We start from the raw sequence: 20620 nt of genomic DNA on the forward strand, positions 1-20620 counted from the left end.
TCAATAGCTAATTTAACTGATTTGCGGGGGCATTCTTCTCACTGAGGGGTACGATACATTCTGAACTATTATGTCGAGAGTTGTTTACCAAGGTGCTAACTGGATATGCAATCATTGCTGGCGCTGGATAGGGACGCAATAGCTGCTGTAGGGTTTGAGGCGTTTCCACTTGGGAATCTAGCCATAAATCGTAATCTTGCTGCTCCAGAATCACTGGCATCCGCTCGTGGATGGGTTGGAGTAATTCGTTAGCTGCCGTTGTCAAAATTGTACAAGAGATTATTTCTTCGTTAGCAGGCGATCGCCATCTCTCCCACAAACCTGCAAAAGCAAAGGGTTGCCCATCTTGAAGACGAAAATAAAATGGCTGCTTCTTACCTTGTTGGCGTTGCCACTCATAAAAGCCATCAGCTAGCACTAAACAGCGTCTGTGCTTAAAAGCCGAACGAAAAGCAGGTTTTTCGGCAACAGTTTCTGCCCTAGCATTAATCAGCTTTGCCCCCATTCCTGCATCTTTCGCCCATGACGGAATTAATCCCCAATGCAACTGCTTAAATTCCCGCTTTTCGCTTTCAGGATTTTGTAACACTGTCGCCACCATTTGCGTAGGCGCAATGTTATATTCGGCTGCCAAATCAGGAACTGACTCGACATGAAAAACTTCAGACAATCCTGTTGCCGACTGGTTTAGAGTAAATCTTCCACACATAGTTTTATTTTCGACCACTAACTAAATTAAACATCTCAATCTAGAAAAAAATATATTATTTTTTTATTTTCTCAAATAATTTTCTGTAGTACGTTCAGATACTAAATACAAAAAAAATATCCGGTTTCGGGAAAATCTTTTGGTAGAATATTGTATTTTGAACCTTCACTTCTCAACACTTCTCAACATATTCCTAACTGTATTTTAACATGGCAATACTGCATCTGTACGATTTTTTACCTTCTGGTAATGGTTATAAGATACGTCTTTTATTGACACAACTAGGTATGCCTTTTGAGAGGATAGAGCTTAACATCTTGAAAGGCGAGACTCGAACACCAGAATTTTTAAGTAAAAATCCTAACGGTAAGATACCTGTTTTGGAAATCGAGCCAGGGAAATATTTGGCAGAATCAAATGCCATATTGGTTTATCTGAGTGAAGGTACAGAGTTTTTACCTTATGACCGCTTTTTACGAGCGCAGGTGCTGCAATGGTTATGTTTTGAACAATATAGCCATGAGCCTTTTATTGCTACATCAAGATTTTGGATTTCTATTTTAGGTAAAACTGAAGAATATAGTGAAGCTATCAAACAAAAACGCAAACCAGGCTATGCAGCACTTAACTTGATGGATAAACACTTAACTTCTCAAGATTTTTTTGTGGGAGAACGTTATACGATTGCTGATATTGCCTTGTTTGCTTATACTCATGTAGCTGATGAAGGTGGATTTGATTTAACACAATATCCTGCTATCCAAGCTTGGATAGAAAGAGTCAAAACTCAACCAAGGTATATCAGTATTACACAAGCATAAAAATTAGATTTTGCAAGTATCCTATTTATAGTTTCTTGTCTTCAGTTTTGAATCTCCATTCAAATTTTCAATAGTCCCCAATTTACGCGCTCTGGTTTGGCTTCAGTCCCCTTTCAATCCTACATAGGCTATTGCTCCAAATACAGATTCGGGATGTATTGATCTGTAGGAAGCAATATATGACTAAATATTCATATTTATCATCTCACAGCTTGGTGCATGAGTTTTTATCTGAAATTAGTACTTTTCTATTACTTTTGTTAGTACACAATCTGAAACATGTGTTTGAGATCGGCTTTTATTCATTGACATTTGTTTAGATGGTTTTTGTGGGTATGCGTAGACTAGCAAAAACCGCAGAGATCGCTAATTTCCAAAAAAGCATATAAAATTTATGTAAAGCTAAAGTGTTATTAAGCATAAAAATATTCTGGATATATATCAATTTAACTTATATATTTAAAAAATCTTTCTTTAATACATAAATAGTTTTTTATTATTAAACATGATAGTTGTTTAACAAAAAGAAATGATCTCGAAACCTAACTTAATCACAAACCCCATCAAGCTAAAAAAACTGACAAATTAACCAAATAAATCAGTAGATTTTAAAAAATGTTTAATTTAAGGTTTACAAATATATATCAATGTATTATGAATTGGATTTCTTAAGTATTTTGAAGATTTAGTAAAGAGGTTCATGTAACCTTGTACTTCATGATAATTAAATAATTACAGCATGGGTTCAACTTGGAAAAAAAACCAAAATATTTGACCTAATTACTTAATCATTTGCGTAATAAATTAATGGATTATCAAGAAATAAATTATCTGATTTTTTAGAGTAGGCGTTTCGCTCGCAACCAAGGGCTGGCTTTTCGGATCAGCCCCCAGTAACTAATTGGATATTTTTTCTTGAGAAGTTCCTAACTATATAGTTGATGTTTTTTAAAATGAAATTACGCAAATGACAAGTAATCTACATTGAACTGATAAACAGTTTTTTGATTGATGCTGAACTTAACATATTTAGTGAGAAATTTAGGAGAAATAATATGGCTTTCGGTACTACAAATCCTGACACGATAAATGGGAGTTCAGGAAATGATACCATAGTTGGCTGGGCTAGTGGTGGTAATGCCAATAGTACCTCCGGCAACGATATCTTGAATGGTTTGGCTGGTAACGATTCCCTTGCAGGTGGGACGGCGAACGACAGTCTCAGCGGTGGAGATGGCAATGATACACTTGATGGGGGCACAGGAAACGATACTTTAAAAGGTGGTGCAGGCAGTGACACCTTCAAAGGCAGTCAGGGTAACGACAACATTGATGGTGGAGATGGCATTGATACCGCAGATTATAGTCAATTAGGTCAAACTATTACCTTGTCAGGTGTTGGAACCATTCAAAAAGCTGGGGGATTGGGAAAAGACCAACTCTTTAAAGTAGAAAAGGTTATTGCTAATGCTAAGGTTGCCAACAACACCATAGATGCATCCCAATCTTTGCCTGGGGTATTTATCACCGTTAACCTGCAAACCCAAAGTTTGGCTGCTAATAAAGTTCCTGGTTTGGGAACATTGTCATTTACCGCAGTCAACTTTGATAATGTCATCGGCACAAATGGAAATGACAGCATTGCTGGCGATAACCAAAATAACCGATTATCCGGTAATAATGGCAATGACACACTTGATGGCGGTTTAGGTATTGACAGTTTGAATGGGGGGGCAGGTGATGATACTTACGTCGTTGACACTACTCTTGATACCATTACAGAGGCTGCGAATTCAGGCATAGATACCGTCCGATCTTCTGTCAACTACACACTAGGAGCCAATCTGGAGAACCTGAGGCTCAGAGAAGGTGGCAACATTACTGGGACAGGTAACAGTCTTAACAACTTCCTTTTTGGTAACACTTCTAATAACACTCTAAATGGAAGAGTAGGTGATGATACGCTAGACGGTAGTAATGGCGATGATATCCTCAATGGTGAGGACGGTAATGATAGCCTACAAGGTGGACCGGGTAATGAAATACTCAATGGGGGATCTGGAAACGATATCCTCATCGGTACTTTTCCTGGTAGTCCCCTTCCACCCGGATTAGGAGAAACTGATACCTTAACTGGTGGGACTGGGGCAGATAGATTTATCCTGGGGGACGCTGTAAATATTTTCTACGACGATAACAACAGCGCAAATCCTGGTTTTGGGGACTATGCTACTATTACTGACTTCGACTCTAGCCAAGATCGAATTGAACTCAAAGGATCTTTACAGGACTATCGCCTGCAAGTTGTTGGCAGCAATACACGAATATTTTCAGACAAACCGGGAGCAGAACCAGATGAGTTCATCGGTATTACGCTGGGGAAAAACAATCTCAGACTTGATAGTGATGACTTCCTTTTCTTTGAAGGGGAAAATCCTGGAGAAGGTACAAACAACACACTGGCAACTGCTGAAGGGTTAGGTTCCTTATCATCAGGCTCAAACATTAATCTTTCAGCCCAGATTGCCACAGTTCAACCAGGGGACAATCCCGATTTCGACTTTTTTAAATTTTCTTTAGCAAATCCAGGAACTGTCACTATTAAGACAGTGACATCAGGAGATACAGATCTGGGACTGTTTGACGATACTGGGATTGGGAAAGTACTGGAAAGGAATGACGATAGTAACGGTAGCAATTCGTCATTAATTACCAGTTCCCTGAGTGCAGGTACGTACTACATTTCAGTGAGTAAATATGCTTTCTTGCCTGAAGATGGCGGAACTTTCTCTGGTAGCAGTTCTAATCCTGATTTTTCTTATACACTAGGAGTCAGTTTTGCATAAAAACATTGTCAACTTAAGAAAGTACTAATATCAGAAGGCAGATTCAAGGATACTTTTCCTCGTAACTAGGGGAACACGGCAGCGTGTTCTCCTTTATCCGACATGAGACTATTTACAAACCAGTACTTATCTCCAGGAGCAACACATCTTAATTGTTTCTAATTGATTAGCGTTCTAAAATTATCTTGATAATTGCAATTTTGGGTAAATGATAATCAAAACTAATCACCTAGACAAATTGAATCGTCAATAGTTGCAATAAAACCAATGAAATCCCTCAAAAGTCCCTCATCCAGTTTTTCTAATTCCCAAGCATCAGAACAAACTTCTCAATTGGCGTATAGATCGTTTGGTGGTCAAACTCAAAAAGCATCTTTTACGCCCGTGACACAAACGGATGTAGAGAATGAAGCGTTTGCAGAAGAAAAGATGGAAGTAACTGGATTGGAATTACAAGCCAAACATGGGACGATTTCGCCAGAGGGACAAGAACGGCTGACTGTATTGCAAGCCAAGATGGATCGATCGTTGAATTCTCGACTGGAAAAAGCTACTCGATTTGGTCATAACTTTGCCAATATTCCAGTCAGAAGACCAGATACACCAACACCAATTCAGGCAAAACTGACGATTGGGGAGCCGGGAGATCGGTACGAGCAAGAAGCTGACCAAACAGCACGTCAGGTGATGCAAAGAATTCATCAGCCACAGAGCGAGCAACTTCAGCGAGAAGAATTACCTGATGAAGAAGATGAATTGCAAATGAAACCAAAGGGCAGTATTCAGCGTGAGGAACTGCTAGAAGAAGTACAAATGAAATCTATGGGAGAAATTCCCTCGCTGCAACGGGAGGAACTACCAGAGGAAGAAGAATTGCAAATGAAGTCGCTTGGTACTTCATCCCAGATAGTGAATGAGGTAAAATCCCCAAACAAACCACTTGTACATGACATTAGTCGAATATCACTGCGGCGTCCACAAACAAAACTGACAGTTAACCAGCCTGGAGACATTTATGAGCAGGAAGCTGATAGTGTCGCCCAATTGGTGATGCAGAGAATGAGCGAACCTGTGCAGTCTATCCAACGGGAGGCATCGCCAGAGGAAGAAGACCAATTACAAATGAAATCCCTGGCGGGTTCTATTACTCCTTTAGTGCAGCGTCAGGGTGGAGGAAGAACAGCAGCAACATCTGAGCTTGAAACTTCTATCCAACAAGCACGTGGAAATGGGCAGCCGCTTGCAGATGATATCAAGCAACCAATGGAGCAAGCATTTGGGGCTGATTTCAGTAGTGTCCGCGTTCATACTGATGCTCAATCTAATAGCTTAAATGAATCTATACAAGCTCGTGCTTTCACCACAGGGCAGGATGTGTTTTTCCGTCAAGGCGAATATTCACCTGGAAGTGATGCAGGCAAAGAATTACTGGCCCATGAGTTGACGCACGTTGTCCAGCAAAATGGCAGTGCAGTACAGCCAAAATATCTTCATGTAGCACCAAAAGAAAATAAACTCCAGACAAAAGCTCTACCGACAACCTCTGCGGCGCATGGGCTAGCTATCCAACTGCGGGAGAATTTCCAAAAACCAAGTGACGAAGATAACCAAAAAAATTTAGAATCCAAAACTGATACAGAAAACGGCGAACAACAAAATCAGGCTACAACAGAAAAACATCAAGCTACCCCCACACCCCCAGATGATGGTGGGAACGCGGCAACAGATCCACCCCCGACAAAAAAGGTTAGTGCAGCAGTAACTCAGAAACAGGTTGAGGTTGGGGTAAATAAACTAAAAGAACCTGAGTCAAAAGATACCAAAGTTAATACAGAAAAGGTCGATTCTCAACAGCAAGCTCAAAGCAAAGGAGGATTACCAGGAGCAGATGTCGGTAAGGGAGCTGCAGATTTACCTGGAGGAAACGCAGGGAAAGCGATCGCCGGATTACCAGGAGCAAATGTAGCCAGCACAACAGTAAAATTACCTGATGCAGCAGCTGATGGTAAAAAAGCTCCCACTTCCCCTCAAGATGACCCAGCATTTCAAGCGGTAGTCGGCACAACAAAAGAGGTCGCAGGACAACATAAAAAACACCTACCTGCCAATAGTAAAGCCCAAGAAGCCCAAGCGGCAGCCCAACCCCCAGGTAATGAAGTAGACAGCAAAGCACAAGCCAATCAAGTTGGAGAGATGCAACAAGCCCCAACACCAGGATTTGACGCTGCCGCCTTCAAAGCCAAATTGATGGAGCGCATTGCTGATATGGCTCCCAAGAACCTGGAAGAGGCAGATAACTTTAAAAATAACAACAAACTTGACTCTGTTAAAGGCGATTTGAGTGGCCAGGTTAAAGAAGAACAGAAAAGCTCTCAGGGTCAGCTAGAAGAGAAAACCAAAGAAAAACCTGATGCCAGTGGTATTGAGGCTAAACAAGTAACACCACTGCCAAAGAATGAGCCAGGGACATCGCCAACAGGCGTTGATGCAAATAAAGCTGCACCCAAATCTAAGGGACAAGGTGAAGTCGAGGCACCACTGCAAGATGACAGTAAAAAACTTGACCAGCAGATGAAAGAGGCGGATATTACCGAGGAGCAACTAGCAAACTCCAATGAACCGGAGTTTCAAGGGGCACTCGCAGCCAAGAAAGATGCTCAAACTAATGCACAAGAAGCGCCGCCACAATATCGCCAGCAAGAGCAAGGCATACTAGCAACGGCTCAAGCTACGGCAGAAGCTACAGCCCAACAGCATTTGCAAGCAATGCACGGTATCCGTACCCAAAATCTGGGTCAGGTAGGGGAGCAGCAGGTGGGAGCCAAGGGCAAAGATGAGCAAGCACGGGTAAAAGTTGCTGGTGATATTAATAAGATTTATGACAAGACCAAAGGCAAAGTTGAGAAAACCCTCAGCGAACTAGATGGGCAAGTTATACAAGCCTTTGATACTGGTGCTGCTGACGCCAAGAAAGCCTTCGAGGATTACGTTGGCAAGCGGATGGACAAATATAAGAGCGATCGCTATAGTGGCATTTTAGGCCCAGCAAAATGGGTGTGGGACAAATTGTTTGGTATGCCGTCAAAGGTGAACGCTTTCTATCAAGAGGGACGGCAGCTTTATATTAATCAGATGGATGGTGTAATTAATAACGTTGTCGCCATTATCAGTAAAGGACTGACCCAAGCTAAAGCAGAAATTGCTAGTGGGAAACAGGAGATTCAGAATTATGTTAACCAACTGCCGCAAGACTTAAAAGGAGTTGGTCAACAAGCCGCCGCAGATATTGACAGCAAATTTGAAGAATTGCAACAAAGTGTTGACGATAAGCAAGATGAGCTAATTGACACCCTAGCCCAGAAGTACAAAGAAAACCTGGAAGCTGTTGATGCCCGTATTGAAGAGATGAAGGCAGCAAATAAAGGTTTTATTCAAAAAGCTTTCGACTTCATCGTGGGAGTCATCAAGACGATCATTGAACTGACCAAAATGCTCTTGGAAGTGCTAGCACGAGTTGCTGGCGTAGTTGGGCAAATCCTTAAAAACCCGATTGGTTTCTTGACTAATTTGATCCAGGCGCTGAAGCAAGGCTTCCTCAACTTCATGAATAATATCGGGAAGCACCTCCAGCAAGGATTAATCGGCTGGCTAACAGGCACAATGGCAGAAACTGGTATTCAAATGCCAGAAAACTTCGACCTCAAAGGGATCTTTAGCCTAGCCATGCAGCTTTTGGGCTTCACTTATGAAGCAATTCGTGCCCAAGCTGTGAAACGATTGGGTGAAGAAAAGGTTAGTCGGTTGGAACAAACTGTTGATGTATTTCAAGTCTTAGCCAGTCAGGGAGTGGCTGGGATGTGGCAGTTTGTCCAAGAGAAGATGGGCGACCTCAATGCCTTGGTGATCGAACCCATCAAGAACTTTATCATTGAAAAAGTGATTACAGCCGGGATTGAGTGGATTCTCAGCCTGTTGACCCCGGCTTCAGCCTTTGTGAAAGCCGCCAAGGCGATTTATGAGATTATCAAATTCTTTATTGAACGCGCCCAGCAGATTGCCGATTTAATTAATGCGATACTGGATGCGATTGGTGCGATCGCTAGTGGTGCGATCGATCAAGCAATCAAGGGTGTTGAAAATGCCCTTGCTAAATCTTTACCTGTAGTTATCAGTTTCTTGGCAAGTCTTTTGGGCTTGGATGGAATTGCTGGCAAGATTCAGGCAATATTCAAGAAGCTGCGTAAACCAATGGAAAAAGCAGTTGATTGGGTAATTGATAAAGGCGCGAAGGCGTTTAAGAAAGTTGGGAACAAGGTTAAGAATAGCAAGTTTGGTAAGAAGGCTGGAGAACTGAAAGATTCGGCGAAGGAAAAATATAAAGCAGGTAAGCAGTGGGTTGAGGATAAGAAGGAAGCTGGTCAAAATTGGGTTAATGATAAGAAAGCAGCAGCCGAACAGTGGGTAGAGGATAAAAAAGAGGGTGTCAGTAACAAGTTCAAAAATAGCAAGTTCGGCAAGAAGGTAGGAGCCGTTACAGAATCAGCGAAAGAGAAATATAAAGCTAGTAAGCAGTGGATAGAGGATAAGAAGGAAGCTAGTCAACAATGGGTTAATGATAAGAAAGCAGCAGCTCAGAATTGGATTGAAGATAAGAAGGGGGCGGTGAAAGATAGGTTTAAGCAGAGCAAGCTAGGTCAGAAGCTAGGGGAGAAGAGAGACGCCGCCAAAGAGCGGGGCAGTAATAAGAACGATGTGAAGAACAAAGATGAAAAGAAAAAGACTGACCAGAATGAGAAAAGTAAAGCTGGTTTGAAGGATGGGCAGATAGGGCCTACTATTCACTTCGATGCGCCTGACGAAAAGCACGAACTCTGGGTTGTCCTCAAAGGTTCGAGCGTCAATGTAATGATGGCAAGTGGCAGAGCTCAGGATCTTAATCAAAATCTTTCAAAATTTAAAAAGAAGGCCGAAGAAACAGGCAACCAAAATGCTATCAGGCATATTGAAAGCGCGGAAGCATTAAACAGAGATATCAGGTTGATTGCAAGAAAAAGAAAGCGAGGCAATGAGCAAAATGACGGAATTGTGCAGCAACAAATCAATCAGTTAGAACAACAACTAGCTGCTCATTTGACGCAGATAATTACTTTACTGGATATCGCTGCACATGAGGTTTCTCCTGTCACACCACAAGAAAGATTCAATCTCTTTGCGAAAGATTCAGACTTTGCTCCAGTTGATATGAGCGCCAATCCCAGATTCAAGAATGATAAAGGCTACGAGTATAAATGGATTTCTCCCCAACCTTTCCAAAGGAAACACTTTATTGACTTTTTCAAGGATAAGAAGGACTCGCAAGGCTTTAGCCTAAGATTCAAAAACGAAGATAACGCATCGGCTGCTCTTGATAAACTTACTAAACAACAGAAAATTATTGCTAGGCTTCAAGAGTCGCCAAATTCTTATGTAATTATTGGTGAGCAGGATAAAGCTCATCATGTGGCTCAGGTCTCTGATACTCGTGCTGCTGGCGTCGATACTGACCTTAAAAACAAGGTGAAGGACAAAGGAGGTATTATTGGCTTCATGAAGTATATGACGAATCAGGCCGATCGGAACACACCAGAGTGGCAAAAATTCATTACTACATGGAACTTAGATCAAAAGAGCAATAGTTGGCTTAAAGACCAGTTCCGCGATGCCGACCCAGGTAAGCACGAGTGGTTACCAAGCAATATGATAAAAGATGTGATTTTGCGTGCTTCAGATCCTAATACGTATATTCATGGTACTGATTGGATTGACTTTCAACATGAAGTACGAACCTCAACAAAGTTTCTCATATTTAAGCTAAATTATGCGAACCGTATAATTAATGGGCCCACTGGTAAAAACTTAGAAATTCTTCAAGGTCATAGTGGGGCAGTGTATACCTCACGTCCTCCTCAAGGTCCAAAACAGGAGACCGACAAGCAAAAGGAGTGGCACGATACGCTACGGGGCTTCTTCTCTAAGAATAATAGCCTCAAGCAGCTACTTCAAGACATTGAAAAACATTTTGATAGTACTATTTGGGATGGAACCCCCGTGGATAGGGGCACCACCTATGACGGACATTGCGATGCTAAAAACAACCCTCTTTCTTTAAATGACCTTGAGGCTCAACAACAAAGAGAGATTCCCAAAGTTAAAGGTGATTTTACAAAATGGAAAGTGAGATTTCCTAAATAGATAAACTTGCAGCAAAAGCTTTGATAGATAACGGAGGGAGAATTTAATGAGTCTTGAAACAAAGGATTCTGGGCTAAACCAGGCACTAGAAACTGTATTAGAGCATCCTTCACCTTTTAGAGTTGATGAATTGCAGGCACTCAAGGGACCGCTAAAAATATCTTCAGCAGCAGATATTTCATTGCTTTGCCATTGCCAAAATCTCGAACAATTAGAAATTCATGCTTCTAATATAAACAACCTGAGTGATATAACAGGTCTGGACAACCTGACAACGCTTAGGGTGACATGCTCTCCCATTGAAGATATTACAGCAATCACAACTTGTACTAACCTCGAAATAATTGAAATCATGTTTACGCTTGTCGAGGATTTGACTCCACTGATGGCCTTGCCCAGCCTTAGGCGGGGGGTACTAATTGGCAACCCGTGGAACGAAACAAGCTATAACGAACTGAGACCTCGGTTGCTAGAGTCACCCAGTAGGCGATGGCAACAACCCCCGATGATTGAATTCTCAAATAAATGGGACTGGGAACTAACTTGTCAACTTCGAGCGCGTGGTCAACGGGGCTGCTTTGGAGTGCATGAAGGTCATTCAGTCCTAGTTCGTCCTGGGATTCCATCGATTCCCAACCTAGATTGTGATTTCATGTACATTGACCCTGGTATTCTCAGACCAGAGATGCACAGTCCTGATTTTTCGGTCGATGGTCTTTTCACAGCTGTCTACGGTGAGTCAGTACCTACTGAATCGGAGAGTCTTTTTGCCGTCAAGAAACATTACACCCAGGGCAATGCTGAAGAGGCCAAAGCCTGGGTCAACGCATCTAAATTGCCAAAAACGACTAAACAAGCACTCTTGCGTTTTATTAAGCGGTTCCCAACACTCCAATTTTACAAAGAAGATACTGAGTTACTTAATAGTGTTGAAGTGTCTGAGCAGGTCAAGCTACCGAAATGGCTACGAGATATTAGGCAAACGCTTGCTTATGTGATGTACGGTAAACTCGTGTGGGTTCGATTCGATCAATTTGACGGGTGGTCTCCGCGTTCTGAACAATTGGATCAAATCTGGTACAGTCTTGGACTGAGAGGGTATAACAATGATGAACAAAGAGACTTAATCAGTCAAGATGGTCTGTTTCCTGTAGGCGAATGGCTCGAAACAGGACGGTCAACCCTAGCCATTAAGCTTGACACTCCTAAAGATCAGCGCGTATACGAATACACAGAGGAAGATATATGGGACAATCAATATGATGGTCGCCCTCTTTTTGAATCAGTGAATATAGCCTTCAATTCTTATGCCGAAATGCTTGGTCATATTGTAGCGTTTCAACTTCAGAACAGAGAGGTAATAGAAGCAATAGAGTAGTACGATCCTTGTAAGCCTGTGGGCTAGTTATTACTTGTAAAAATATCAAAAAACTTCCGAGTAATAACAGAAAAACAAGCTTATTAAATGAAGGAAAATGTTGTATGGTAGCCAAGGCTGAACTATCTCCCTTAGAAACCGACTTAACCCTACACGACTCCTCGCAATCTCCCTTAACCATTCGCGCGATCGCCCTCACTCTCACCAAACAAGACAACGAACTCATCGGGTGTCGCCTCACCTTCCAAGTCAACCCACAACTTTACCAACGCATCGACACCGCAGCCTTATTCAATCTCAAACCAGATGCGCGTAACCCTCTATCATCTGGTAAATTCTTCAGCGAACCAGACATCACTATTGAAGTCAGTCTGAAACCCGATTTATTACCACTCCTTGCAGAACACACCCTCAACATTGATGAAACTGCAAAACATATCTTGAATTTAAGCCAAGAAAAACCTAATAACCAAATCCTCTTCACTGAAAGTTGGTTGGGTTTATCTGTTAAACAGCAACAAGAATCAGGCGAAATCGGCTATCGTACTCTTTGGTCTTATATTAGTCCAGAAAATCTGACTCAAACAAGCACGAACGGTGAAGGAATTGCTGAAGGTATTCTTAACTTTTTTAAAGATTGGACTGAGACGAATTTGTCAGCCAAAACTCAAAAATCTGCTGCCAAAATGCTAGAAGGAATCGATAAATTTTTGACTGAATTCGCTGATATTAATACAGATGAGATAACACAAAAAATAGAGGCAAATTCGCCCTTATCCCCTACAGATGGTAATATTTTTGAAGCTATAATAAATTTCTTCCAAGCTGATAATTGGCCGTTTGTACAACTTCCAGGACAGCCAGCTTTACAAATACCGTTCCAAGGCGAAAATGGCACATGGAATTGTTACGCTAGAGCCAGAAATGAACAAAATAAATTCGTTTTTTATTCAATTTGTCCAGTCAACGCGCCAGAAAATAAGCGGCTGGTTGTAGCAGAGTTTATAACCAGAGCTAATTCTGGTATGATGATCGGCAACTTTGAGCTAGATTTTACCGACGGGGAAATTAGTTATAAAACCAGCATTGATGTCGAAGGTGACAGACTCAGTTTTGCACTTATTCAACGGGTGGTTTACGCCAATGTCACGATGATGGATGAATACCTGCCAGGGATAATGTCTGTAATCTATGGTAATGTCTTACCAGAAGAAGCGATCGCTCAAGTTGAAAGGTAAGCCAATTATTCAGCATTGAAGATTTTTAGTACATTTGTATAGAGTAAGCCCAAATTAAGGTTCTACTATAACAGTTGTACTAAGTTTGACCATTTCATACAGTTCACGAACATCCTCGTTATACATCCGAACGCAACCATGAGAAGCTGCTTGCCCGACAGATGTTCTATCAGGAGTACCATGAAATCCGATGTATTTTCTGCCAACATTCCAAAATGCAATCCAGCGTTCCCCCAAGGGATTATTTACACCAGGAAGAACTAATTTTCCAGTTTGAGGATGTGTCCAATCTGGATTTTTCAGCATCTCAATAACTTTGAACTTTCCTATTGGCGTTTCCCACCCTGGTTTACCAACCGCGACTGGATAGCTAGCTTGTAAACTGTCTCCTTTATATACATAAAGCTTCCGCATACTTCGTTTAAGTACTAGATGGATGTGTTGTTTAGAAGCTGCGGGAACAGTTGGCTTGACTATAGGAAATGCTGGCTTCTCAATTGTTTTTTGGAAATCTGCATGTTTCTCAATACTCACTCTAGCAGTACGCTGTGATTGCAGCCAGAACAATAGTGCAATTGCACTCAAACCAATACTTAAACCAGTACAAAGTTCTAGGTTCTTTTTGATTATCTTGTTTTGCATAAATTATTCAGCTTCGAGCAAAGCTAGCTATTTAAATTAAAATAATCACTTTTGTTAATCAACTTTAAGAAACTATACCAATTTCAAAAAAGAATGCTACACATACACACTTTAAACCCTTGTTATTTCTGGCTTTCTTAATGAGCGTATAAGTGAATTAGTATTATCTGATTCATCTAAGGGCATATATTGTACAATTCCAAATCTAAGAGGATGTTTGAAAAGTCGTTTTGTCGCTATCAAAAAGTTTTAGAACTCTCTAAAGTCCCTGATAATATTGGGAGGCTTTGATTCCAGTTTCCTCCTTTTTAGGGGGTTGGGGGGATCTGAAAGTATATAAATTCACAGCGAAACACTTTTCAAACAACCTCTGAGGCAATGCTTAAAGCTTTAATCAGGCTAATTGAAATATTGTTCTATCTTCATACTAGCTTAAAACATGCCTTCTATCAATAAGCCAAAATTAAACAATCAGCAAGCTTAATTTCTAAATTCTAATTTTTAGCTTTCCATTTTGCCCTTTATAAACCTATAGTTTTACCATAGTCTTATTGGGAAATTGGGAGAGACTGAAGGTGCTTTTGGAGCTGGTGTAGCAGGTTGTTTTATTCTCCTTCTTGGAGGAGTTTGTCTCTGTGGTGTGTCCGTTACTAGTCTAACTCGTGGTCTAGATTCTGGTCTACTAATGGCTGTTGAACGCCTTGATGACCTTCTAGGTTCCTCTCTACTAATGGCTGTTGAACGCCTTGATGACCTTCTAGATTCTGCTCTACTAATGACTGTTGGGCGTGATGAAGAACGTCTACTTTCTGGCTGTATGGCAGGCCCCGCAGTAGGTAATCCATCAATAATATTATTATTACTATTATTGTTGTTTGATGCTATTGCCGGTCCTGCAACAGGAAGTGCTTCTTGGGCCAGTAATCGTTGCGTTGGAAAACAACTCAAACTTGTGAAAACAACTAAAGCAGTAGCAGAAAGTCTAATTTTCATCTTCTTTAATAACCTTTGCTTTATGAATTTACTTCAGATGCACGTCACTGGAATGTCAAACTTAATTAATTAGATTGATGTGCATACTATCGATAATTACGGTTAAACTCTTTACACGATAAATTATCGCTTCCTTCTAACTTATCTTCACGCCAGAGTCCATCTTTCTCAGTTTTATCTGTAAATATATATACTCCTTTTCCTTGACATTTATTCTTAGCAAAGTTTCCTCTATATTCGTTTCCGTTTCTCAATTTTAAATATCCCAGCCCTTGCAACTCATCATTTGTAAACTGCCCTAAATAATAGTTAATATTACTTTCTACCGGATATGATAATCTCCCACAACCACTACGTTTATTATTTTTAAACTCTCCATAGTACTGAAATTGATTCTGCTTAAAAATCATTAACCCTCTACCATTGGCTTCTTTCGTTTTTAGACTGATCTGCCCGTAATATTTATAGACGTTAGTTTCCCAGGTTGGTTTGCCTGTGGCTGGGGGGGGCGAGGATAGCTGTTGATCTTGATCGCAAGGTAGTTGGGAGAATTCTGTAGAAGTTGGTATCGTATTTGGTGTTGTTGTGGGAGCTGGTACAGCAGTTGGTGTAGGAGATGGTGAAGTAGTTGGCGTAGAGGATGGTTCTGTTGGGGAACCTGGTACAGTGTTTGGTTCAGGAGATGCTGGCGATGCTTCTTGCCCTAGTATTTGCTGTATTGGAAGAACACCTAAACTTGTAGAAACAAGTAAACAAGAAGTATAAAGTATAAATTTTATCTTCATAAAATACCTTTCTTTTGTAATGTATACAACCTAAAATTCATTCATAAATACTAATTCTTTGGAAAATGGTACTTACTTAATACTTATAAATAACGGTATCAACCTTATAGTTTGGCATAGTTATAAAATACATATAAGTACGTAATTATGGATAATTCAGTATAAATATTTAATCTTATTAAAACACTGTTAATAGACTAAGTATAAACCATTAGATGTATTTAATTAGCATAAACGAAAATAAACTTAAGTATTTCTTAATATTTTAGGATATTTCGCCACTTTTGTGGAAAATTAATAGTAAAGTGCCAGTTTAATAAACTGCGTAATCTAAAATTGCTGAAGCCACGAAAGCCATATCCAAGTCTTTTAATTAACTTAAGTTAATTATTAATCTCTTCTACAGTAACACTGGTAATTTTTTCATCAAAATAACAAACTATTTCACCAAACCATCTAACCGTTGTACTTAAATCAAGTGGGATCAACCCAATTTACAAACTATCTGTGCTTTCCACAAACATCAGTTGGTAAATTATATGTGCTTCCAATCTGAACAATTAAGCAATATCTATCACAGAGCAATCGCAGAACTTTTCGGTTTACTGAATTTACTGTCTTTGAATGCAATTCGATATGAGGAATTTAAATCCGCTATTAACGCATAAAAGCCCAATTGATGGGAAAACTGTTACCTAAGTAAATAAGCTGAAAACTGTTAAAAGGGTTTTAGGCTGAGAAAGCTGATAGTTAGCATACTAGATGCTGAAGGTGAAGGCTCCTTATTACATAATAAGTCACTTCCTTCTAACTTATCTTCACGCCAGATTCCATGTCGCTCAGTTTTATCTGCATATATATATACTCCTTCTCCTTGACACTTATTTTTAGCAAAGTTTCCTCTATATTCATTTCCGTTTCTCAATTTTAAATATCCCAGCCCTTGAGGTTGATCATTTTCAAACTGTCCTAAATAATAGTTAATATTACTTTTTGCCGGATGTGAGAATCTCCCACAACCATTACGTTTATTATTTTTAAAGTCTCCATAGTATTGAAAATCATTCTGCTTAAAAGCCATCAACCCTCTACCGTTGGCTTCTTTCGTTTTTGGATTGATCTGCCCGTAATATCTATAGACGTTAGTTTCCCAGGTTGGTTTGCCTGTAGCTGTAGGGGGTGAGGATAGCTGTTGATCGCTATCGCAAGGTAGCTGAGAAAATTTGTTGATTGTAGAAAGCGGTTTTGGAGTAACTGTTTGCGGTTGTGGAGTAACTGCTTGTGGATTTGGAGGAGTTGGTGATTGAGCAAAATATCTAGACACTACATACAAAGACATGATACATCCAAGTAAAACTGCTCCGCCTGTTACCATAACTTTCCGATTAGATTGCGATCGCTGGCGATCTGACTTTGGTTTTGGTGATGGTGTTGATTGAGTAAGTGCTTGTAACGCTTCTGCTGCTGTTTGGTAACGCTGGCTAAAGTGAGAGCGCACCATATTTGTTAACACCTCGACAAATCTGTCGCTGACATTCGCCCGATCCCGCCAAATTATTTCACCTGTTACGGGATCTTCGGGTAAATTTTGAGGCGGTACGCCTGTCAGTGCTTGAATTCCTAGCATACCTACTGCATACACATCGCTAGATAGTTTGGGCTTGCCATTAGCTTGTTCATCTGGCATATAGCCATTTGTGCCAATCAGGATGCTTGATGTGACTAGACCTTGAGTATTCGTCTCCAAGCCTTTAATTTCTTTTACTGCTCCAAAATCAATCAGCACAATCTTTCCGTCTTGATGACGACGCATGATATTCTGTGGCTTAATATCACGATGAATGATACTTTGTTGATGGATAAATACTAAAACTTCTAAAACATCCCTGAGCAGTTTTTTTACTTCTGCTTCACCCCAAGGCTGACCTGCTATTATTTCTTTGCTTAAGTTATGCCCATCAATAAATTCTTGTACTAGGTAAAATTCGCCATTTTCTTCAAAATGGGCGAATAGTTTGGGAACTTGATTGTGAATGTTGTCTAAGCGATATAAAATTTCAGCTTCCCGGTTAAATAAACCTTTAGCAATCTTCAGAAGTGCTTCATTCTGGTTTTGTGGCTTCAGATGTTTGACAACACATTTAGGCTTAGGAGTTGTAGGTATATCCAAATCTTCTGCCAAATATGTCTCCCCAAATCCGCCGCTTCCCAAGGGATGAATAATTTTATAACGACTGCGGAGTACTGTGCCAAGAGGATGCATTAGATTTATACAGCATTAAATAAGGTATATATAATTTAATTTATGGCAGTTTTAACTAAAAAAATACAACGGGTGATTTACGCCAACGTCACGATGATGGATGAATACCTGCCAGGCATGATGCGTGCGTGTCATCTATAGTAACGTATCACCAGAAGAAGCGATGCCTACAGCAACCCGTTAGCGTAGCGTCTTTGACAGGAGAAGCGGGAACGCCAAAATTGAAGGTTAGTTGGATATTTCTTTTTTTGCTAGTACAACACGGCGTAAATAAACATATCATTCAAAATGGCGCGAAAGCCCGGAATACAATACTTTTGACTTTTGACTTTTGCGCAGCGGTACTAATCCCTAAGCAGAAGTCATAGTAACAATTGCCACTATGACTTCAGCTGCGGTTGAGTATTTCTGAATCTTGATTTAAATTCCCAACTAAACCTTTGCTTCCAAAGATTTGAGTAACTCGGTATTCACGCCTGATTCACGAGTTAGGGCAATTTTGCCAGTGCGGGCGATTTCTTTCAAACCAAATTTTTGTAATACTTGCACGATCGCTACCATTTTACCTGGATCTCCCACAACTTCTAAGGTGAGAGAATCTTCCGCCACGTCCACGACTCGCGCCCGGAAAATCTGAGACAATTCGATCACTTCTGAGCGATTGCTGCTACTAGCATTCACCTTCAAAAGCATCAATTCCCGCTCGACACAAGGAGTTTCGGTAATGTCCTGGACTTTTAGGACATTGACTAACTTGTACAGTTGCTTCGTGAGTTGCTCGATAATGCGATCGTCACCAGGGACAACCATTGTAATTCGGGAGACTCCTCCTTGTTCGGCAGGGCCAACAGCAAGGCTTTCAATATTAAAGCCGCGACGCGCAAATAAACTAGAAATGCGGGAAAGAACACCCGCCTCATCTTCTACGAGAACTGAAAGGGTATGTTTCATCTTCGCCAACAGAGGCTAGAGCAGGAATTGAGTAACGCAGACACTAGCAAAGGGCAACGCTAGACCTACTACCGCACTAAATTTTCAGTGCGACCTCCTATTGTAAACTTAAGAGCTGCACTCATTGCATTCTCAATTGAGAAATTGTTTAGAAATCCTACCGCAAGCAAGAATTTGATTGAATGTATATCTTTTTGTTGGCAGATGCAGCATTTTTGTAAAGCTTTTATACTCAGATTTGATAAGCCTCTAGTAGGAGACAAGTTTTTATGGGTTGGCTACAAAGATTGTTTGGAATGGAAAAACCTCAAAATGCAGAAGTAAATCCGGCTCCACAGGCTGTACAGCAAGCTCCTAGTAGTGATGTCGCTAGTGCTACGCAATCAATACCTCCAGAACGTCTAGGGTTAAGCGGAGAATATGACCAAAGTGGTTTAGCAAAGCGGGTAGCGTTGGCATTTGATGAAGATCCCCAACTCGACGATGTTAATACCCTTTGGGTAGCTCAGACGGGTAGCACTGTAGTGTTGAAAGGTAAAGTCCCCAGTCAAGAAATTCTCAATAAAATGATTTCTGTGGCAAGTTCTGTAAATGGTGCTACAGATGTTGACACTAATCAGGCGACGATTGGCTAGTACCGCTGCGCGGAAGTCAAAAGTCAAAAGTCAAAAGTCAAAAGTATTGTATTCTAGGCTTTCGCGCCATTTGAAATGGTATGTTTATTTACGCAGTCCTGTACTAGTTACTGCTGATGCGATCGCTCCCATTGCATAACATTTAGGGAACAACCAATGGTTGGCGATCGCCAATCCATCTTTCAATCCAATCTAAAATCGCTTGGTTAACTTGTTCTGGACATTCATCATGGGGACAATGCCCTACATCCTCCAGATTTAGCAGTTCCAACTTTTCATTATATTGGGCAAATTGGCTAGCCAAGGCTGGTGGAACAAACCGATCTTTTTGCCCCCAAATTAAAAGCATCGGAATTGTTAAGGTTGGTAATACTGTCTTGACACTGGGACTAAAATTAATTCCGATCGCAGCTTTGAACAAAGCACTAAACGCCCTCGCAGAACCCCGGTCTTGGGGAGGCCCTGCTAAGATTTCTATCAGTTCATCGGTAATCGCCTCTGGTTTAGCGTAGGCGAGACTAGCCCAGCGACGCAGCACCCCAGGACGGCGCACGAAGTTAAACACAGGTTTAAGTATTAAGGGCGAAGCAACAACATTTTTAATTGCTATGACAAGCGGACGCAGCACAGGAGGAATTGCTTCTTGTTCTAATGACGGGTCGGGTAAACTCATCATTACCATACCCAGCACCATATCGGGGTGGGCGGCGGCGGCGGCCATAGCTATCAGTGAACCGTTGGAATTGCCTATTAATATCGCTGGTTGACGGATAAATGTTTTCCAGAAATCGTAAACCTGCTCAACCCAGAGTTCGATACTGTAATTAGCTGCGGCTTTTTCAGAAGCGCCAAAACCTAACATATCTATGGCGTAAACTGTGTGATGCTCACCCAACACGTCTAAATTATGTCGCCAATGACCAATGGAAGCACCAAAGCCATGTAACAGAATTAGGGGTGTTGTATTGGGGTGACTTTGGCTAGGGCGAATGTAAGTGTAGCGGGTTTGCCAGCCGCGCCAAATCCAATCTCTTTGATTACCAACCCGTTCCTGCCAGTGTACCGTAGCGATCGCACTTACCTCCAATTTATCAGCGCTGAAATACCATTATAAGAATTGGGGATTGG

13 protein-coding genes and 1 pseudogene are annotated in these 20620 nt (G+C 40.9%); 7 read left to right on the top strand and 7 right to left on the bottom strand.

Features of this window, described 5'->3' with window-relative positions:
• Positions 1-7: 7 nt before the first annotated feature.
• Positions 8-709 (bottom strand): SOS response-associated peptidase, encoded by a 702-nt coding sequence (locus ACFE93_RS01075; protein ID WP_375471700.1) that lies wholly within the window; start codon positions 707-709, stop codon positions 8-10.
• A 209-nt stretch (positions 710-918) separates the two neighbouring features.
• Here ACFE93_RS01075 and ACFE93_RS01080 point away from each other — a divergent pair, with 209 nt between their 5' ends.
• The 5 genes from ACFE93_RS01080 to ACFE93_RS01100 all read left to right on the top strand — a co-directional run bounded on the left by ACFE93_RS01080 (position 919) and on the right by ACFE93_RS01100 (position 13223).
• Complete coding sequence (locus ACFE93_RS01080; protein WP_375471620.1) at positions 919-1530, top strand: glutathione S-transferase family protein; 612 nt, start codon at positions 919-921, stop codon at positions 1528-1530.
• Between the two features lie 1055 nt (positions 1531-2585).
• Positions 2586-4376, top strand: coding sequence for a DVUA0089 family protein (locus ACFE93_RS01085; protein WP_375471621.1), 1791 nt, complete (start codon positions 2586-2588; stop codon positions 4374-4376).
• 267 nt (positions 4377-4643) lie between these two features.
• Complete coding sequence (locus ACFE93_RS01090; protein WP_375471622.1) at positions 4644-10607, top strand: DUF4157 domain-containing protein; 5964 nt, start codon at positions 4644-4646, stop codon at positions 10605-10607.
• A gap of 46 nt (positions 10608-10653) precedes the next feature.
• Entirely contained in the window at positions 10654-11985 is a 1332-nt protein-coding gene (locus tag ACFE93_RS01095) for a hypothetical protein (RefSeq protein WP_375471623.1), read from the top strand.
• A gap of 104 nt (positions 11986-12089) precedes the next feature.
• Positions 12090-13223 (top strand): YbjN domain-containing protein, encoded by a 1134-nt coding sequence (locus tag ACFE93_RS01100; protein ID WP_375471624.1) that lies wholly within the window; start codon positions 12090-12092, stop codon positions 13221-13223.
• Positions 13224-13277: 54 nt separating this feature from the next.
• On the opposite strand, the gene ACFE93_RS01105 is transcribed toward ACFE93_RS01100, so the two are convergent.
• A complete protein-coding gene (locus ACFE93_RS01105) occupies positions 13278-13865 on the bottom strand; it encodes a L,D-transpeptidase (RefSeq protein ID WP_375471625.1) in 588 nt (195 codons plus the stop codon).
• Positions 13866-14424: 559 nt separating this feature from the next.
• On the opposite strand from ACFE93_RS01105, the gene ACFE93_RS01110 reads away from it, so the two are divergent.
• Positions 14425-14931, top strand: coding sequence for a hypothetical protein (locus tag ACFE93_RS01110; protein WP_375471626.1), 507 nt, complete (start codon positions 14425-14427; stop codon positions 14929-14931).
• 13 nt (positions 14932-14944) lie between these two features.
• Here ACFE93_RS01110 and ACFE93_RS01115 read toward each other — a convergent pair whose 3' ends face one another.
• The 4 genes and pseudogenes from ACFE93_RS01115 to ilvN all read right to left on the bottom strand — a co-directional run bounded on the left by ACFE93_RS01115 (position 14945) and on the right by ilvN (position 18857).
• Entirely contained in the window at positions 14945-15643 is a 699-nt protein-coding gene (locus ACFE93_RS01115; RefSeq protein WP_375471627.1) for a hypothetical protein, read from the bottom strand.
• A 257-nt stretch (positions 15644-15900) separates the two neighbouring features.
• Positions 15901-16110: pseudogene (locus ACFE93_RS01120) on the bottom strand (transposase); the annotation flags it as partial.
• A gap of 251 nt (positions 16111-16361) precedes the next feature.
• Positions 16362-17906, bottom strand: a complete 1545-nt coding sequence (locus tag ACFE93_RS01125; RefSeq protein WP_375471628.1) for a protein kinase — start codon at positions 17904-17906, stop codon at positions 16362-16364.
• 432 nt (positions 17907-18338) lie between these two features.
• Complete coding sequence (gene ilvN / locus ACFE93_RS01130) at positions 18339-18857, bottom strand: acetolactate synthase small subunit (protein ID WP_104905365.1); 519 nt, start codon at positions 18855-18857, stop codon at positions 18339-18341.
• Positions 18858-19126: 269 nt separating this feature from the next.
• Here ilvN and ACFE93_RS01135 point away from each other — a divergent pair, with 269 nt between their 5' ends.
• Positions 19127-19492 carry a phospholipid-binding protein gene (locus ACFE93_RS01135; RefSeq protein WP_375471629.1) on the top strand — a complete coding sequence of 122 codons (366 nt, stop codon included), beginning with the start codon at positions 19127-19129 and terminating at the stop codon, positions 19490-19492.
• A gap of 142 nt (positions 19493-19634) precedes the next feature.
• Here ACFE93_RS01135 and ACFE93_RS01140 read toward each other — a convergent pair whose 3' ends face one another.
• The gene (locus ACFE93_RS01140) at positions 19635-20579 is read right to left on the bottom strand and encodes an alpha/beta fold hydrolase (RefSeq protein WP_375471630.1); all 945 of its coding nucleotides are present in this window, start codon (positions 20577-20579) and stop codon (positions 19635-19637) included.
• Between the last annotated feature and the right edge of the window lie 41 nt (positions 20580-20620).

The sequence above is a fragment of the uncultured Nostoc sp. genome, from assembly GCF_964247315.1.
Taxonomy (GTDB): Bacteria; Cyanobacteriota; Cyanobacteriia; order Cyanobacteriales; family Nostocaceae; genus Nostoc.

Coding starts and splice junctions, on each gene's coding strand:
- ACFE93_RS01085 (WP_375471621.1), top strand. CDS start 2,586: ATGGCTTTCGGTACTACAAATCCTGACACGATAAATGGGAGTTCAGGA.
- ilvN (WP_104905365.1), bottom strand. CDS start 18,857: ATGAAACATACCCTTTCAGTTCTCGTAGAAGATGAGGCGGGTGTTCTT.
- ACFE93_RS01135 (WP_375471629.1), top strand. CDS start 19,127: ATGGGTTGGCTACAAAGATTGTTTGGAATGGAAAAACCTCAAAATGCA.
- ACFE93_RS01115 (WP_375471627.1), bottom strand. CDS start 15,643: ATGAAGATAAAATTTATACTTTATACTTCTTGTTTACTTGTTTCTACA.
- ACFE93_RS01125 (WP_375471628.1), bottom strand. CDS start 17,906: ATGCATCCTCTTGGCACAGTACTCCGCAGTCGTTATAAAATTATTCAT.
- ACFE93_RS01105 (WP_375471625.1), bottom strand. CDS start 13,865: ATGCAAAACAAGATAATCAAAAAGAACCTAGAACTTTGTACTGGTTTA.
- ACFE93_RS01075 (WP_375471700.1), bottom strand. CDS start 709: ATGTGTGGAAGATTTACTCTAAACCAGTCGGCAACAGGATTGTCTGAA.
- ACFE93_RS01095 (WP_375471623.1), top strand. CDS start 10,654: ATGAGTCTTGAAACAAAGGATTCTGGGCTAAACCAGGCACTAGAAACT.
- ACFE93_RS01090 (WP_375471622.1), top strand. CDS start 4,644: ATGAAATCCCTCAAAAGTCCCTCATCCAGTTTTTCTAATTCCCAAGCA.
- ACFE93_RS01080 (WP_375471620.1), top strand. CDS start 919: ATGGCAATACTGCATCTGTACGATTTTTTACCTTCTGGTAATGGTTAT.
- ACFE93_RS01100 (WP_375471624.1), top strand. CDS start 12,090: ATGGTAGCCAAGGCTGAACTATCTCCCTTAGAAACCGACTTAACCCTA.